This window comes from Azospirillum sp. (assembly GCF_035627195.1).
Classification (GTDB): domain Bacteria; phylum Pseudomonadota; class Alphaproteobacteria; order Azospirillales; family Azospirillaceae; genus Azospirillum.
In genome coordinates, this window is record NZ_DASPMG010000012.1 from 1 (window position 1) to 16732 (window position 16732).

Annotated in this window: 13 protein-coding genes; 6 read left to right on the top strand and 7 right to left on the bottom strand. The window is 70.5% G+C overall.

Annotated features, from left to right (window positions below; genetic code table 11):
- Together VED21_RS38940 and VED21_RS00885 are read right to left on the bottom strand one after the other, a co-directional pair.
- On the bottom strand, positions 1-134 hold a 134-nt coding region (locus tag VED21_RS38940), incomplete at its 3' end, for a LysR family transcriptional regulator (protein ID WP_414638145.1).
- Positions 135-219: 85 nt separating this feature from the next.
- Positions 220-1020: an alpha/beta fold hydrolase gene (locus VED21_RS00885; protein ID WP_324880416.1), complete on the bottom strand. Its 801-nt coding sequence runs from the start codon at positions 1018-1020 to the stop codon at positions 220-222.
- A gap of 241 nt (positions 1021-1261) precedes the next feature.
- Between VED21_RS00885 and VED21_RS00890 the strand changes: the two genes are divergently transcribed.
- The 6 genes from VED21_RS00890 (at position 1262) to VED21_RS00915 (ending at position 11890) form a co-directional block, all read left to right on the top strand.
- A complete protein-coding gene (locus tag VED21_RS00890; RefSeq protein WP_324880417.1) occupies positions 1262-5272 on the top strand; it encodes a beta strand repeat-containing protein in 4011 nt (1336 codons plus the stop codon).
- Positions 5273-5366: 94 nt separating this feature from the next.
- On the top strand, positions 5367-7376 hold the full coding sequence (locus VED21_RS00895; RefSeq protein ID WP_324880418.1) for a tetratricopeptide repeat protein: 2010 nt from the start codon (positions 5367-5369) through the stop codon (positions 7374-7376).
- 433 nt (positions 7377-7809) lie between these two features.
- Positions 7810-8637, top strand: coding sequence for a phytanoyl-CoA dioxygenase family protein (locus VED21_RS00900; RefSeq protein ID WP_324880419.1), 828 nt, complete (start codon positions 7810-7812; stop codon positions 8635-8637).
- A gap of 56 nt (positions 8638-8693) precedes the next feature.
- Positions 8694-9761 carry an alcohol dehydrogenase catalytic domain-containing protein gene (locus VED21_RS00905; RefSeq protein ID WP_324880420.1) on the top strand — a complete coding sequence of 356 codons (1068 nt, stop codon included), beginning with the start codon at positions 8694-8696 and terminating at the stop codon, positions 9759-9761.
- A 58-nt stretch (positions 9762-9819) separates the two neighbouring features.
- Complete coding sequence (locus tag VED21_RS00910) at positions 9820-11049, top strand: ABC transporter substrate-binding protein (protein ID WP_324880421.1); 1230 nt, start codon at positions 9820-9822, stop codon at positions 11047-11049.
- Positions 11050-11200: 151 nt separating this feature from the next.
- Entirely contained in the window at positions 11201-11890 is a 690-nt protein-coding gene (locus VED21_RS00915; protein WP_324880422.1) for a GntR family transcriptional regulator, read from the top strand.
- A gap of 13 nt (positions 11891-11903) precedes the next feature.
- Here VED21_RS00915 and VED21_RS00920 read toward each other — a convergent pair whose 3' ends face one another.
- From VED21_RS00920 to VED21_RS00940, 5 genes are read right to left on the bottom strand one after another with little or no spacing between them, the layout of a single operon-like run.
- A complete protein-coding gene (locus VED21_RS00920; RefSeq protein ID WP_324880423.1) occupies positions 11904-12395 on the bottom strand; it encodes an acyl dehydratase in 492 nt (163 codons plus the stop codon).
- Positions 12392-13231 (bottom strand): amidohydrolase family protein, encoded by an 840-nt coding sequence (locus VED21_RS00925; protein ID WP_324880424.1) that lies wholly within the window; start codon positions 13229-13231, stop codon positions 12392-12394. Before VED21_RS00925 ends, VED21_RS00920 begins: the two co-directional genes overlap by 4 nt.
- Positions 13228-14025, bottom strand: coding sequence for an alpha/beta hydrolase (locus tag VED21_RS00930; RefSeq protein WP_324880425.1), 798 nt, complete (start codon positions 14023-14025; stop codon positions 13228-13230). Before VED21_RS00930 ends, VED21_RS00925 begins: the two co-directional genes overlap by 4 nt.
- A gap of 19 nt (positions 14026-14044) precedes the next feature.
- Positions 14045-15553, bottom strand: coding sequence for a class I adenylate-forming enzyme family protein (locus VED21_RS00935; RefSeq protein ID WP_324880426.1), 1509 nt, complete (start codon positions 15551-15553; stop codon positions 14045-14047).
- The gene (locus tag VED21_RS00940) at positions 15550-16731 is read right to left on the bottom strand and encodes an acyl-CoA dehydrogenase family protein (protein WP_324880427.1); all 1182 of its coding nucleotides are present in this window, start codon (positions 16729-16731) and stop codon (positions 15550-15552) included. Before VED21_RS00940 ends, VED21_RS00935 begins: the two co-directional genes overlap by 4 nt.
- Position 16732: the final 1 nt, after the last annotated feature.

The window sequence follows — 16732 nt, forward strand, 5'->3', positions numbered from 1 at the left end:
ATGCCGATGCCGTCCTCCAACGCGGCGATGCGGCGAAGCACGGTCGAGTGCTTCACCGCCAGCGCCCGGCCCGCCCCGGCCAGCGTGCCCTCCCTGGCGACCGCCAGGAAGAACTTCACGTTTTCCCAATCCATGCCCTGCACGTGCCCCGGCCTGTGCGGGTGCGCACACCCCGGTCCAGTCTAGGCGGCGCCCCCGCGGGCTGTAAACCGCGCCGCCTCACGACCCCTGGCCGGGCTCGCCGAAGACCTGCCGCAGCCATCCCAGCACCACCGTGCGCGAGGCGTCGGGCGTGCCCATGTGGTCGGACGCCACCTCGGCGTAGACGTTGTGCCGGTGCGCCGGCAGCCGGTCGAAGGCATAGGCGCGGCCGAGGTCCATCAGGTTCCTGTCGGCCGTGCCCACGGTCCACAGCACCGGCACGCCGATGCGCGGCGCCACCGAGGCGATCGCCGCCAGCCCCTCGGGATCGAAGTAGCTGGCGTAGACCCGCGCCGTGGCGGTGACGGTGCTCAGCTTGCCCAGGTGCAGGTCCTCGAAGGCCGCGGCGGCGTCGCCGCGGCCGGAGGCGACCATGGTGCGGGCCAACGCCACGCTGTCCTTCACCCGGCTGCGGAAGTTGGGGGTGTCGGCCGTCTGGCCGGGTCCGAGGGCGAGCACCGCGTGGACGCCGGAATGGGTGGCGGCGTAGCCCATCGCCATGTTGGCGCCCATGCTGTGGCCGGCCACCACGATGCGGGTGGCGCCGTCGGCGCGCAGGTCGGCGACCCAGGCGTCGATCTCCGTGTGCGCCTCCTCCAGCGTGCGTTCGTAGGCGCGGGATTGCGACCACGGCATGTCGGGCGTCAGCACCAGATAGCCGGCGCCGATCAGATCGGTCGCCAGCGTCTGCACGTGCTCGGCCGTGCCCTTCTTTCCGTGCATCAGGACGACGCCGACCTTGTCGGCCGCGCCCGCCGCACCGCTCCACGCCAGCACGGCGACCGCCACCACGGCCATCTGGAACAACCATCGTTTCATCGCTCAACCCTCGCTTCATGGGAACATGGGCCAAGGCTAAGCCCCGGGGCGGTGGCCCGGTGATGTGCGTCTTTGCACACCGGCTGTCGAATGGCGGGTATCCGCCGCTGCGCCGGACGCGGCGGGCGAATACCGCAGCTAAAAGCTGCGGCATCCGTTTAAATTCGCAACAATTCATTGCTTGCGCCGCACGCCGTTGTTTGGCACTCCGGGCCTATGTGGATATCCAAGGGGGTAGGGGATGGCGGACCTTGACGCGGGGTGGCGCACCATGTCGGCTCGGGGTGGGGATGCGGCCGCCCTGGCAAACGACGGCTTGCCCTCCGGCCGCGGGTATGGTGTCGCCGGCTTCGCGGAGGCAGCACTCCCGTCCGCATCCCGCCCCGCCATCGGCGGCTTCGGCCTGCCAGCCAGCCTGAACGGGGCCGGCACCATCCGCTACGTGGTGGTGTCCGACGGTGCCGCCGCGCCGACCGTGGCGGAGGTCAAGGCCGGCACGGCGTCGGGTGGCGGGGCGGCGCTCAAGTCCGGCAGTTTCGCCTTCGGCGCCGGCCCACTCACCAGCAGCATTCCGTCCGTCACCGGGCTGATCACTGGAACGACGTACGACGTCTATTTCGTCACCGAAGCCTCCAACAGCACGCCCAACCTCACGACGGCGCCGACCAAGGTCGGCGTGAAGGGTGCGGCCCCCGGCAACGCGGTGCCGACCAACAGCGCGGTGCCGTCGATCAGCGGCACGGCCACCGTGACCAACGTCCTGACCGCGACCAACGGCACGTGGAGCGACGCCGACGGCGACCCGCTGAGCTATAGCTACAAGTGGTACCGGGCGGAGGACACCAACGGCACCGACGCCACGTTGATCACCGGCGCCACGGCGGCCAGCTACACGCTGACCACGGCGGACGCGCACAAGCACCTGCGCGTCGTGGTCACCGCCAACGACGGCCAGGGCGGCACGCAGACCGCCTCCTCGACCTACACGGCGATCACCAACAGCACGCCGACCAACAGCGTGGTGCCGAGCGTGTCGGGCACGGCGGCGGTGGGCAACGCGCTCAGTGCTGCGACCGGCACCTGGGCCGACGCGGACAGCGACAGCCTGACCTACACCTACCAGTGGTACCGGGCGAGCGACACCAACGGCGCCGGCTCTGCGTCCATCACCGGCGCGACGAGCGCCAGCTACACGCTGCAGTTAGGCGATTTCAACAAGTACGTGCGCGTCGTGGTGACCGCCAACGACGGCAAGGGTGGAACGCAGACAGCCACATCGGCCTATTCGGCACCGGTGGTGGCGTCCAATGGTGCGCCGACGAACAGCGTCGTGCCGACCGTGTCGGGCACGGCGACGGTGGGCAACGCGCTGAGCGCGGGGGACGGCACCTGGAGCGATCCGGACAGCAATCCGCTGACCTACACCTACCAATGGTACCGGGCCGACGACACCAACGGCACCAACCTCGCGTCGATCAGCGGGGCGACGGCCTCCAGCTACACGCTGACCACGACGGACGCCCACAAGTACCTGCGCGTGGTGGTCACCGCCAACGACGGCCAGGGCGGCACGCAGACGGCCTCGTCGGTCTACACGGCGATCACCAACTCGGCGCCGACCAACAGCGCGGTGCCAAGCGTGTCGGGCACGGCGACGGTGGGCAACGCGCTGAGCACGACCAACGGCGTCTGGAGCGACGCCGACGGCGACGGCCGCACCTTCACCTACCAGTGGTACCGGGCGGACGACACCAACGGCACCAACCTCGCGTCGATCAGCGGGGCCACGGCATCCTCTTACACGCTGACCACCGCGGACGCGCACAAGTACCTGCGCGCGGTGGTGACGGCGAACGACGGCCAGGGCGGCACGCAGACGGCCACCTCGGCCTACGCGGCGATCACCAACTCGGCGCCGACCAACAGCGTGGTGCCGAGCGTGTCGGGCACGGCGACGGTGGGCAGCGCGCTGAGCACGACCAACGGCACCTGGAGCGATGCCGACGGCGACACGCTGAGCTACACCTACCAGTGGTACCGGGCCGACAGCTCCAGCGGCACCAACGAGACGGCGATCAGCGGGGCCACCAGCAGCAGCTACACCCTGACCGGGTCCGATGCGTCGAAGTACGTTCGTGTCGTGGTCACCGCCAACGACAGCAACGGCAGCTCCACGCAGACCGCGACCTCCTCGCGCACGCAGGCCCTCGACGCGACGCCCCCGTCCATCACCGGGGTTTCGATTCCCGACAGTGCGATGAAGATCGGCGACGTGGTCACCGCCACCATCAGCGTGACGTCGGACAGCGACACCTACACGCTGGGCAGCGGCAGCATCGGCGGCTTCGCGCTGGGCAATCTCAGCAAGGTCAGCGACACCAGCTACACCGCCACATTCACGGTCACCGCCGGCGGCACCGACGTGGCGGCCGGCGCCGACATCCCGGTCAACCTCGTGCTGACCGACAGCGCCAACAACTCCAACACCGCCTACACCACCGCCATCAGCCAGCCTGGCGACACCATCGACGTCAACAAGCCGGCGCTGCTCTCCGCCAACCCAGCCGACGACGCCACGGGGGTGGGCATCACGCAGAACCTCGTGCTGACGTTCTCGGAGCCGGTGCAATCCGGCAGCGGCAACGTGACGCTGTACAAGACCGGCGTGGGCACGGCGGTGGAGACCTTCGCCATCACCGACGCGCGGGTCACCGTTTCCGGCAGCCAGATCACCGTCAATCCGAACGCCACGCTGGACTACTCGACGTCGTACTACCTGGAGATCGCCTCGGGGGCGGTCACCGACCTGGCGGGGAACATTTACGACGGCCTGAGCGGCGGCACCTCCTACAACTTCACCACCGCAAGCGCACCCCCGCCACCGCAGGACGATCCGCCCCCGCCGGGCGGGGCGCAGACCACCACCAAAACCGAGACCGTCGACGGCGTCGTGATTCGGGAGACCACCCAGGTCACGTCCGACGGCTCGGTGACGCAGACAATCGATATCCCCATCGTCACGGCCACGCGCCTGGAAGAGAACGCCAAGACCAGCAACGCCGACATTCCGCTGGCCAAGGACACCGCCTCCGGCCAGTCCTTGCTGGAAGCCAGCCTGCCCGTCGGCGTCGGCCTGCAGGTGGAAACCTCGACAACGGCGGCCACGGGCGCCGGAACGGGCCTGGACGGGTTGATCCGCGCCATCCGGAACCGCACCGAGAACCAGCCCGACGACAAGGCCAGGATGACCAGCGTCGGGCAGACCTTCCTGGACGTGCTGCCGCCCGCCACCAACCTGACGGTGCGCACCATCATCCCGGTGGTCGCCGACCCGGCGGCCCCGCCGACGGCACCCATCGTCATCACCGGCACCGCCCCGGCCGCCGGGAGCACGCAGCAGCAGGCCATCGTCATCGACGTGCGCAACCTGCCCAAGGGCACCGTTCTCCAGCTGCAGAACGTCGAGTTCGCGGCCATCGTCGGCGACGTCCAGGTCGGCGGCGGCGAGGGCAGCCAGATGGTGGTCGGCGACAGCGGCAGCCAGATCATCGTGCTGGGCGCCGACGACGACACGCTGCGCGGCGGCGGCGGCAACGACTTCGTCGGCTCCGAGGGCGGCGACGACCAGCTGTGGGGCGACGAGGGGGCCGACACGGTGACCGGCGGCATCGGCAACGACGTGCTGTACGGCAACCAGCAGGACGACTTCGTCTACGGCAACCAGGGCGCCGACACCATCTTCGGCGGCCAGGACCGCGACACGGTGTTCGGCGGGCAGGACGGCGACGTGCTGTACGGCAACCGGGCCGACGACGCGCTGTACGGCCAGCTCGGCGACGACACTCTGTTCGGCGGACAGGGCAACGACGTGCTGTGGGGCGGCCAGGGCAACGACCTGCTGGCCGGCAACCTGGGTGCGGACACGCTGTACGGCGGGCAGGGGGCCGACGTGTTCCGCATCGGCGCCGCCGAAGAGGGCGGCGACATGGTCGCCGACTTCGAAGCCGGCGTGGACAAGATCGCCGTGGTCGGCCCGAACTTCGGCGGCATCCAGGCGGGTGCCTTGTCGGCGCGGCACTTCGCCTTGGACAACCCGGCCACCACGGGTGCCCAGTTCGTGTTCAGCACGCGCACCGGCGTGCTGTCCTTCGACGCCGACGGCGTGGGCGCCGGGGCGGCGGTGGCCATCGCCACGCTGAACGTGCGGACATTGAGCGCCAACGATATTCTCGTCGTGGGGAGCGGCGGCTGAGCGTGACGGGGCGGTGCATCGGCACCGCCCCGCACCTTTAGCTCCGCTGCCCCCCGTCGCGCGTCACCGAAACCCGATGAGGGCCAAGCCGTCCATGATGGATTCGACGTCCTCCGGGCCGACGCTGGCCGACGCGCTGAGCCGCCATGAGGCGGGACGCTGGGCGGAAGCCGAAGCGCTGTATCGCCGTCTGCTGGTGCAGGATCCGGCCGACGGCAACGCCTGGCACCTTCTCGGCGTGCTGCACGCGGAGAAGGGCGATCACAAGGCCTGCGAAGCCTTCATCCGGGTTGCGCTCGCCATCGCCGAGGCTCCCGAGTTCCACTACAATCTTGCTGTTTCGCTGATGGCGCGGTCCCGGTTCGACGATGCCGTGGACGCCTTCCGTGCCTGCGTTCGCCTGAACCCGGACCATGCCGACGCCGAGTTCTGTCTTGGGAATCTGTTCCAGATCCTGCGGCGGCCGAACGAGTCCATCGCCGCCTACCGCCGCGCCATCGCCATCCGGCCCGATTTCGCCGAGGCGCATTCCAATCTCGGCGCCATCCTGCAGGCTGTCGGCGAACTGGAACTGGCCATCGCATCCTTCTGCGCCGCGATCCAGCACAAGCCGGACCATGCCGAGGCGCACAACAACCTCGGTCACGCGCTCCAGGCCAAGGGCCTGTTGAGCCAAGCCGCCGCGTCGTTCCGCGTCGCCCTCCGCTTCCGGCCCGATTTTCCCGAAGCCTGGTCGAACCTGGGCAACGCGTTCAAGGAGCAGGGCCTGCCGGGCGAGGCCTTCGCCGCGTACCGCATGGCCCTGACCCACCGCCCCGCCTATGCGGCCGCCCACAGCAACCTCCTCATGGCTCAGCATTACGCCATGGAGTGCGGAAACGCCGACTTCCTGAGCACCGCGTGCGACTGGGCGGCACGCCATGGGCGGCCGGCGGAACCTGACCTTTATGCCAAGCCCGGCCTTTATGCCGCTCCCCGCGCGCCCGAACGGCCGCTGCGGGTCGGCTATGTGTCGGGAGACTTCAACAGCCATCCCGTGGGCTACTTTCTGGAAAACGTCCTTGCCGCGCACGACCGGTCCCGGGTCGAGGTCGTTGGCTATGCCAACAACAGCCGATGCGACGGACTGACCGACAGGCTGCGCGCCCTGGCGGACGGCTGGCACGAGATCGTCGGCGTCGGTGACGACGCGGTGGAAGAGCGTGTCCGGCGGGACGGGATCGACGTGCTGGTCGACCTGTCCGGCCACACGGCCGGTAACCGTCTGACGTTGTTCGCCCGGCGCGTGGCTCCGGTGCAGGTCACCTGGCTTGGCTATTTCGGCACGACCGGCCTGCGGAGCATCGACTGGATCCTGGCCGACCGTCATGTGGTTCCTCCAGGAGAGGAGCGGTTTTTCACGGAGTCCGTCTGGCGCTTGCCGGGCAGCTATCTGTGCTTCACGCCGCCCACGGAGGACGTGCCCGTCGGACCGCCGCCGCTGTTCACCACGGGTTGCGTCACCTTCGGGTGCTTCAACAACCGGGCCAAGATCAGCCCCGCGACCGTGGCGCTTTGGGCGCAGGTGCTGAAGACGCTGCCGCAGGCGCGCCTGCTGCTGAAGGCCCGGCAGTTCGGTGATGCGGGCGTGCGTCAGGCTCTGCTGGACCGGTTCGCCGCCCACGGCGTCGGCGCGAACCGCCTGCGGATGGAAGGGGAGTCGTCCCGTTCGGAGTATCTGTCCGCGTACAGCCGTATCGACGTCGCGTTGGACCCGATGCCGTTCGGTGGCGGAACGACGACGGCGGAGAGCCTGTGGATGGGGGTGCCGGTCGTGACGCTGCGTGGTGACCGGTGGGCCGGCCGGATCGGTGACAGCTTTCTGGAGACGGTTGGCCTGGCGGACCGGCTCGTGGCCGACAGCCCTGCGGACTACATCGCAAAGGCGGCTGCGTTGGTGGATGATGCGGCTGGTCTTGCGGACCTGCGCTCGAACCTGCGCTCGACGCTTCGGGGGTCGCCGCTGTGCGATGCTCCGGCATTCGCCCGCACCCTGGAGCAGGCCTATCGGTCCATGTGGCAGGCGAAGAGCGTGTCCGGGGGAGCGTTGCGGGACCCTGGGTGAGGTGAACCGTCAACGGACGCGAACGCGGGCTCATCCACGCATTCGGTCGCGCATTCGGTCGCGCATTCGGTGTTGACGGCGGCGGTTCCGCTTCCCGCGCTGTCGCTGGTCGCGACCAGCGCTCTGCCGACGCTGCCGGCGGGCCTCGCCGCCGCCGCGGTCACGGTTGAACCGGACCGCATCATCACGTGATCACAGCCCAGGCGCTTGTGGCGATGGCCGGCTGCCCGGCCCGCGGAGCGGCGTCCGGCCATGTCCATGGCCGCTGCCGGCGCGCGCTCGCCGACTCCCAAATCATTAGTTTGCGAAACGAACATTCTTGATTGACACGCTCGGGTATTCCGATATCCTGCCGATATATCGGACTCATATCAGCAGTGTCCCGCGCCCTGACACTCTGCCGCTCTGGCGCGCGGCCCAAGGAGGATGCCCGATGAAGCTGACCGACGCCCAATTGGCCGAATATGACGATCGCGGATTCCTGGTGTTTCCCAGCCTCGTGTCCCGCGAGGAGATCGAAATCCTGCGCCGGGACCTGCACCGGGTCGCCCGGACCGATGCCGAAGGCGTGATCCGGGAGAAGAGCGGCACCGTCCGCTCGGTGTTCCGGGTCCACGACCCGAACGGCCCGACGGCGTCGCCGCCGTTCCAGGCGCTGGCGACGCTGCCGCGCATCATGGAGCCAGCCCGCCAGGTCCTGAAGGACGAGCCGGTCTACGTCTATCACACCAAATGCAACCTGAAGGATGCCATCGACGGCGCCATCTGGCAGTGGCACCAGGACTATGGCTACTGGCAGACGGACGGCGTGCCGCGCCCGGACATGACCACCTCCCTGCTGATGCTGGACGAGGCGACCGAGATCGGCGGCTGCCTGTACTTCATTCCCGGCAGTCACAAGCTGGGCCGGCTCGACCCGGTGCTGGACGAAACGACCACCTCCTACAAGCTGTGGACGGTTCCCAAGCCGCAGCTCATCGACATCATGACCACGCTCGGCGATCCGGTGCCGATCACCGGCAAGCCGGGCACCGTGGTGCTGTTCCATCCGAACATCGTCCACGGCTCCGGCCACAACATGTCGCGGCATTCCCGCTGGCACATCTACACCGTCTACAACCAGGTCTCCAACCGCCCGGCCGGGGTGGAGAACCCGCGGCCCGCGTGGGTGGTGTCGCGCGACCACACGCCGCTGGAGCTTGGTCCCGACGACGGGATCCTGCGGTCGGCCGCGGCGGCCGGCGCCGCGGCGGCCGAGTGACCGTGATGGGCATGCCCCGGTTCCGGGCAGCGGTCCTCCGCGAGATCGGAGCGCCCTTGTCCATCGAGCGCCTCGGCGTCACCCCGCTGGAGCCGAACGACGTGCTGATCCGCATGCACGCCGCCGGCCTGTGCCACACGGACCGGGAGGCGATGACCGGCGCCTTCGCCGTGCCGGTCCCCGTCGTGCTGGGACATGAGGGCGCCGGGGTGGTGGAGGCGGTGGGCTCCGCCGTCCAGCGGGTCCGGCCGGGCCAGCACGTGGTGTGCACCATCTACGCCAGCTGCGGCCAATGCTACTTCTGCCGCCGCGACCAGCCGATGCTGTGCGAGCAGGTGGTGCCGAACCACCGCGACGCCACCCTGTCCGGCGGCCGCACCCGGCTGAGGAACGGCGACGAGCCCGTGGGGCATTTCCTGGGCGTCTCGTCCTTCGCCGAATACGCGGTGGTGCCCGAGGCGGCCGCCATTCCGGTGCCGGACGAGATGCCGTTCGACCGCGCCTGCCTGCTGGGGTGCAGCGTCATCACGGGCGTCGGGGCGGTGCTGCGCGTCGCCAGGGTCGGACTGGGCGACAGCGTCGTGGTGGTCGGCTGCGGCCCGGTCGGGCTGAACGTCGTGCAGGGGGCGCGCCTGGCCGGTGCCGGCGCCATCGTCGCCATCGACCGCCGGGCCGACAAGCTGGACCGCGCCCGCGCCATGGGGGCGACCCACACCATCGAGGCGGCCGAGGGCATCGACGTGCTGTCCCGCATCCGCGCCGTCACCGGTGGGCGCGGGGCCGACCACGCCTTCGAGGCGGCGGGGGTGGTCGGTACGCTGCAGGCCTCGGTCGACTACACGCGGCCCGGCGGCACGGTCACCATCCTCGGCAAGACCGACCCCAACCGGCAGATCGCCCTGCGGTTCGGCTCCATCACCGGGGAACGGCGCATCGTCCGCTCCAGCCTCGGGGGCGCCAAGGCCGCGGACGACTTCCCCGCCTACGCGCGGGCCTACCTGGACGGGCGGCTCGACCTGGACGGCCTGATCGATCGCCGTCTTCCGCTCGACGCGATCAACGACGCCTTCGACGCGGTCGAGCGCGGCGACGTCGTCCGCGCCGTGGTGACGATGCACGACTGAACGGTCCGGCCGACGATCCACGACGCCACTCAAAATGCCATTCCATGGGAGGGAAACGATGAAGGCGATGCTGAAACGCTGCATGACGGCGGCGGCCGCACTGGCCATCCTCGCCGGCGGTCCGCTGGCCGCGCAGACGCCCGCCAAGGACCAGCGCCCCATCCGCATCGGCGTGCTGACCGACCTCTCCGGCTCGCTGGCCGATCTCAGCGGTCCGGGAAGCGTCGAGGCGGTGCGGATGGCGGTGGAGGATTTCGGCTCCTCCGTCCTTGGCCGGCCGGTGGAGGTGCTGGCGGCCGACCACCAGAACAAGGCGGACATCGGCGCGCAGATCGCCGCCGACTGGTACGACAACCAGGGCGTCGAGATGATCATCGACCTGCCCAACTCCGCGGTCATGCTCGCGGTGCAGGAGATCACCAAGCGCAAGAACAAGGTCGTCATCGCCACCGCCGGCGGTTCGTCCGACTTCACGGGGAAGGCCTGCTCGCCCAACGGCATCCACTGGGTCTACGACACCTACGCGCTCGCCGCGGGCACCGGGCGGTCGGTGGTGAAGCAGGGCGGCGACAGCTGGTACTTCATCACGCTGGACTATTCCTTCGGCCTGTCCCTGGAACGCGACACCGCCTCCTTCGTCACCGCCGCCGGCGGCAAGGTCCTGGGCGCGTCGCGGCATCCCCTGAACACGGCCGACTTCTCCTCCTTCCTTCTGCAGGCGCAGGGCAGCAAGGCCAAGGTGATCGGACTGGCCAACGCCGGCGGCGACCTGATCAACACCGTCAAGCAGGCGGCGGAGTTCGGCATCGTCCAGCAGGGGCAGACGCTGGCCGGCCTGCTGATCTTCCTGTCCGACATCCACGCGCTGGGCCTTGAGACCGCGCAGGGGCTGGTGCTGACCGAATCCTTCTACTGGGACCAGAACGAGGCCACGCGCGCCTTCTCCAAGCGCTTCGCCGAGCGGTTCAAGCGCATGCCGACGATGGTGCACGCCGGCGACTACGGCGCCGTCACCCATTACCTGAACGCGATCAAGGCGGCCGGCACCACCGACGCCGCCAGGGTGATGGAGACCATGAAGGCGACGCCCATCAACGACTTCATGACCAAGGACGGCCGGGTGCGCGAGGATGGGCGCGTCATCCGCGACATGTACCTGTTCGAGGTGAAGAAGCCGTCGGAATCCAAGGGGCCGTGGGACTACTACAAGCAGCTCGGCGTGGTGGCCGGGGCCGACGCGGCGCGGCCCCTGTCGGAAAGCGAGTGTCCGCTGATCCGGAAGCCCTGACCCGGCCGCGCCTGCCGCCGGTATGACCCGGCGGTGGCGGCTTGCGCCCGCAGCCGGTCCGCGCTACAGCCGTGGCGTGGCCCGGCTGCGGGGCCATCCGCAGTCGAGGCCATCGCAGCATGCCATCGCAGCATGGTTGGGAGATGCCGCCGTGAGAGAGCCGGTAGCCGCCGCGCCCGAAGGGTCCCTGGCCGACCAGGCCTACGCCCAGATTGAGGAGCTGATCGTTTCCGGCACCCTGCCTCCGCGGAGCTTCCTGTCGGAAAAGCAGCTCGGCGCCCGGATCGGCATCGGCAGGACGCCGGTCCGCGAGGCGCTGAAGCGCCTGGAGACGGACGGGCTGGTCACCGTCGTCGCGTCGCGCGGCATCATGATCACCGAGGTGGACGTGAAGCTGCTGCTCTACGTCCTGGACGTGCGGCGCGAACTCGAACGGCTGATCGCGCGCCGGGCCGCCCGCTTCGCCACCCCGTCCGAGCGGGATCGCTGCCGCGGCATCGCCGAGGCGATGCTGGAGGCGGCGCGCCAGGGCGACGGGACGCGGTTCATGCACCTGGACCAGGAGTTCAACCAGCTTCTCGACCACTGCGCCCGCAACCCGGTGGCGGCCCAGACCATTCGCCCGCTCCGCTCGCTGTCGCGCCGCTTCTGGTTCCAGAACTACCACACGCAGACCGGCAGCCTGACCGGCGGCGCCCGGACGCACGCCGACCTGATGCTGGCCGTCGCCGAGGGCAGCGCCGACGAGGCGGCGGCGCTGTCGGACCGCCTGATGAGCAACGTCGAGGACTTCGCCCGCGCGACCCTCAACTACCCGTTCGAGCACGCCGGCGGCGTCTGACGGGTCCGGCCGGTCACCCGCCGGAGCGGCCCTTGAGCATGCGCAGGGGATTGTAGGCCAGCACCGTCTCGCCGCGCTGGTTGACCACGCGGTTGCTGGTGCGCACCAGCCCGCGGCCGGGCTTGGAGGTGGGGCGCGCCTCGATCACCTCGCACTCCACGTGGATGGTGTCGCCGACGAAGGTCGGGCCCTTGACGTTCAGTTCGGCGTGCAGGAAGGCCAGCCCGGTGTCCTGCATGCTGGGCGTCAGCAGCCCCTCGGCGCAGGAGTAGACCAGGGCGCCCGGCACGACGCGGCCGCGGATCGCCATGCCGCCGCGCTGGTCGGCGTTGGTGAACAGCTCCTCCGTCAGCCAGCTCAGGTTCACGAAGGCGACGAGGTCGGCCTCGGTGATGGTGCGGCCCAGCGTCTTGAAGCGGGTGCCGACCGGCAGGTCCTCGAAATGGAAGCCGATGCCGATGGTCTTCATGCCGTCATTCGTGCCGTCGTTCGTGGCGTCGCTCACGGTGCGTGTCTCCAGTCGTAGAGGCGTTCGGGGTTGTCGGCCAGGATGCGCTGCCGCAGCCCGGCGTCGGGAAGCCAGTCCAGCAGCTCCGCCCGCAGCTGGTCGGGCGTGGGGGCCGGGAAGGGGAGGCCGACGTGCGGCCAGTCGCTGCCCCAGACCAGCCGGTCCGGGTTGGCGTCCAGCAGCGCGTCGACATAGGCGCGGACGTCGCCGAAGGGGGCAGCCGTACGGCGCGACATGCGGTAGCTGCCGGACAGCTTGACCCAGCACCGCCCCTCGCGCAGCAGGCCCGCCAGGGCGCGGAAGCCCGGATCCTCCGGCCCCTTGGCGGCGGGGACGTGGCCCATGTGGTCGACCACCGATTCCACCGGCAGCCGCTCGACCACCGCCGCGAACCCTTCGGTGGCGGAGACGTCGACCAGGAACTGCATGTGCCAGCCGAGCGGCGCCACGCGCTCGGCGATGCGCCGGGCCGCCGTCAGCGGCACGCCGCCGCGGAACAGCAGGTTGATGCGCACCCCGCGCACGCCGGCCGCGTGCATGGCGGCGAGGTCGGCGTCCGGCTCGCCGCCGTCGATCACGGCGACGCCGCGGAAGCTGTCGCCGCCCTCGGCCATGGCGTCCAGCATGGCGCGGTTGTCGGTGCCGTAGACGCTGGGCTGCACCAGAACGGTGCGCGCCGTGCCGAGGTGCGCGCGCAGCCGCAGGTGCCGCTCCAGCGGCATGGGCGGGGGATCGTAATTGCGCTCGGGCACCGCGGGGTAGCAGTCCATGGGGCCGAAGACGTGGGCGTGCGCGTCCACGGAACCGGCGGGCAAAGCGATAGCGTCGGTCATGGTTCGCGCCGCTGCAGGAAGTCGAGGAGGGTGCGGGCGCACTCCCCGGCGTGGGAGAAGGGCAGGCCGTGCCGCACGCCGGGGAAGACGCGCAACTCGGCGTCCGGCGCGCGCTCCTTCAGCTCGGCGGCGAGGCGCACCGGCACGAAGGGGCTGGAGTCCGGTGACAGCACCAGCAGCGGCCGGGCCAGCGACGGCAGGGCGTCCGTCAGGTCGGTGCCGGCCAGCAGGTCGCCCAGGCCCAGCGCCACGTGCGGTTTCGTGCGCTCCTGCTCGGCGCCGAACCACGCCGCGCGCGCGGGGTCGAGGGCGCCGGGGGCGAAGCGCCATTCGTTCATCCGCGCACTCCAGCCCATCACGCCGCCCGTGGCGAACAGATCGCGCCAGCCGCCCAGCTGGCCGATGCCGCCCCCGGTGAAGGAGGCGTTGCTGACGGTGACCGTCGCCACCCGCTCCGGCCGGCGCAGCGCCGCCGCCAGCACGACCGTGCCGCCCATGGACTCGCCCACGAGGTGCACCGGGCCGGGGCCGGCGGCCTCCGCCGCGTCGAACAGGTCGTCAATGAGTTCGTCCATCGACCACGCTGTGCCCTCCGGCGGGACGGGGGAGGCGCCGAAGCCGCGCACGTCGAAGCGCACGCAGGCGTGGTGCGGGGCGATCACCGGCAGCCAGTCCGCCCAGATGTCCATGCTGGTGCCGATGCCGTGGTGGAAGACCACCGGCCGCCCGCGCGTGCGCCAGGGCGGCACGAGGTCGGTGACCGAGACGTTCAGGCCGCGCGTGCTGGTGGGCATGGTCCGGTTCCCTTCGCGATCAGGAGGGCCGCAGGTCCACCACGCCGTCCTCCAGGCGCTGGAGCAGGTGGCGCTGGATCTTCTGCGTCTCGGTCTTGGGGATGCGGTCGACGAACTGCACGTAGCGCGGTAGCATGAAGTCCGGCAGCCGGCCGCGCAGGAAGGCGGGCACCGCGGCCGGGTCGATCGGCCGGCGGGCGACGAGGACGGCCTTCACCTCCTCCCCGAAGATGGGATCGGGCACGCCGACCACGGCGGCGTCCTCCACGTTCGGGTGGTCGAGCAGCGCCACTTCCACCGCGACGGGGGAGATGTTCTCGCCGCCGCGGCGGATGATCTCCTTCAGCCGGCCGTGGAAGGCGAGGAAGCCGTCGGCGTCGAAGGACCCGCTGTCGCCGGTGTGGAACCACAGGTTCCGGCTGGCCGCCAGCGTCGCCTCCGGATTTTTGTAGTAGCCGGACAGGATGACGAACGGCTCGCGCGGGCGCACGACGATCTCGCCGCGCACGCCCGGCGGCACGGGGCGGTCGTGCGCGTCGAACACCCGCACCTCCATGTCGGCGCGCGCCGCCCCGCAGGTGCCGAAGCGCGACCGCGCCACCGTGTTGCCGGTGACCCAGCCGCCGATCTCGGTCATGCCGTACAGCTCGTGCACGGTGACGCCGTAGCGGTCCTCGACCAGCCGCCAGACCTCGGCCGGGGCGCCGCCGCCGACGCAGAAGCGCAGGCGGTGGTCGCGGTCGGGGTCGCGCAGCCGCGCCGTCAGCATCGCCAGCACCGTGCCGACGTAGGTGAAGCCGGTGGCGTCGAAGCGCCGCGCGTCGTCGAAGAAGGCGCTGACCGAGAAGCGCGGGCGCAGAACCAGCGCCGCCCCGGTCTCCAGCACCGACATCACCGCGTACATCTGCGGGTTGGTGTGGAACAGCGGCAGGAAGACCATGATGCGGTCGTCCGGCCCCAGGCCCAGCATCTCCACCGTCGCCCGGCCGCAGGCGAGATAGGCGCGATGGCTGTTCAGAACCCCCTTGGGCAGGCCGGTGGTGCCGGAGGTGTAGATGATCGTGCAGTCCTGCGTCCCGTCGCCGGCGAAGGGGGCGTCGGGCGCAAGCCCGGCGGCGTGCGCGTCCAGGCCGTCCTCCCCGGTGAAGGACAGCACGCTCAGCCCGTCCAGCAGGTCCCCCAGGTCGGCGCGCTTCTCTTGCAGGATCGCGTCCTCGACCACCAGTGCCGTGGAATCGCTCTGCCGCAGCGTGTAGCGCAGCCCCTCGCCGACGAGGCCGGTGTTGACCGGCACCGTCACCGCGCCACGGTTGGCGATGGCGAACCACGCCACCAGGAACGCCGGCCGGTTGGAGCACATCAGCGCCACGTGGCTGCCCGGACCGATCCCGCGCGCCGCCAGGGCCGAGGAGAGGCGCAGCGTGCGGTCCGCCATCTCGCCCCAGGTCACGGTGCCCTCGTCGCTCAACACGAAGGGCCGGTCCCCGTGGCGCGCGGCGCCATCGAGCAGGCGGGCGACGATGCTCATGCGCCACCCCCGGCCGGCTTGGCGCGCGGCGCCACGCTGCGCGTCAGGTACTTGCCGATGGTGTTCTTCAGCACCTCGGCCGAGCCGCCGGCGATCTCGTACGCCTTGGCGTCGCGCAGGTAGCGGCCGAAGGGCGCGTTCTCCATGGTGCCGTAGGCGCCGCAGATCTGCACGGCGCGCGACGCCACCTCGGTCCCCACGGCGCAGGCCTTCAGCTTGGCCTCGCTGGAATAGCGCGCGATGTCCTCGTGCCGGTCGAGCGCTTCGGCCGCGCGGTAGCACAGCAGGCGGGCCGCGTCGATCTCCGTCAGCATGTCGGCCAGGTACCACTGGATGCCCTGGAATTCGAGGACCGTCTGGTCGAAGGCGACGCGGTCGCGGGCGAAGGCCAGCGCCCCCTCGTACGCCGCGCGCGCCACGCCCAGGCTGATGGCCCCGGCCACCGTGCGGGAGTGGTCGAGCACCGTCACCGCCTGGCGCACGCCCTTGCCCTCAATCCCGATCAGGTGGTCGAGCGGCAGGCGCACGCCGTCCAGGCGGATGTTCATGTGCGGCCCGTTGCGCAGGCCGAAGGTGGCGGAGTTGTGCCCCTCGTACGCCGTCAGGTTCGGCACGTCGCGCGGCACGGCGAAGACCGACACGCCGACGTCCGTCTCCGCCAGGATAATGAAGAACTCGGCCGCCGCACCGGAGGTGATGAAGTGCTTCTCCCCCGTCACCACCCATTCGTCGCCGTCGCGCCGCGCCTTGGTGTCCAGCGTGCGGATGTCGCTGCCGTGCCCGGCCTCCGTCAGCGCGTAGGAGCACAGAAGCCCTTCCCGGAAGCGCGGCAGGTAGCGTTCCTTCAGCGTGTCGGCGCCGAACAGGGCGATCATCGTCTGCGCCTGCAGGATGGTGATCATCGAGATGCCGACGGCCGCGCTGCCCACCGACACCTCCTCGAACGCGGCGACGGCGTGGCCGTAGTCCAGGCCGCCGCCGCCCCAGCGCGGGTCGAGGGTCAGCGTGTTGTAGCCGGCCGCCGACAGGCCCTTGACGATCTCCACGGGGTAGACGTCGGCGCGGTCGATGGCGTCGCCGTGCGGGGTGACGTGCTCCGCCACATGGGCGCGCAGGCGCGCGACGAAGGCCGGGTCGACGTAGGGGCGCCACAGGGCGGTGGCGAAATCCTCGGTCATC

Bases quoted from the DNA above. Each gene is read 5' to 3' on its own strand.
- VED21_RS00910 (WP_324880421.1), top strand. From the start codon at position 9,820: ATGAAGGCGATGCTGAAACGCTGCATGACGGCGGCGGCCGCACTGGCC.
- VED21_RS00935 (WP_324880426.1), bottom strand. From the start codon at position 15,553: ATGAGCATCGTCGCCCGCCTGCTCGATGGCGCCGCGCGCCACGGGGAC.
- VED21_RS00890 (WP_324880417.1), top strand. From the start codon at position 1,262: ATGGCGGACCTTGACGCGGGGTGGCGCACCATGTCGGCTCGGGGTGGG.
- VED21_RS00900 (WP_324880419.1), top strand. From the start codon at position 7,810: ATGAAGCTGACCGACGCCCAATTGGCCGAATATGACGATCGCGGATTC.
- VED21_RS00925 (WP_324880424.1), bottom strand. From the start codon at position 13,231: ATGACCGACGCTATCGCTTTGCCCGCCGGTTCCGTGGACGCGCACGCC.
- VED21_RS00885 (WP_324880416.1), bottom strand. From the start codon at position 1,020: ATGAAACGATGGTTGTTCCAGATGGCCGTGGTGGCGGTCGCCGTGCTG.
- VED21_RS00895 (WP_324880418.1), top strand. From the start codon at position 5,367: ATGATGGATTCGACGTCCTCCGGGCCGACGCTGGCCGACGCGCTGAGC.
- VED21_RS00930 (WP_324880425.1), bottom strand. From the start codon at position 14,025: ATGCCCACCAGCACGCGCGGCCTGAACGTCTCGGTCACCGACCTCGTG.
- VED21_RS00940 (WP_324880427.1), bottom strand. From the start codon at position 16,731: ATGACCGAGGATTTCGCCACCGCCCTGTGGCGCCCCTACGTCGACCCG.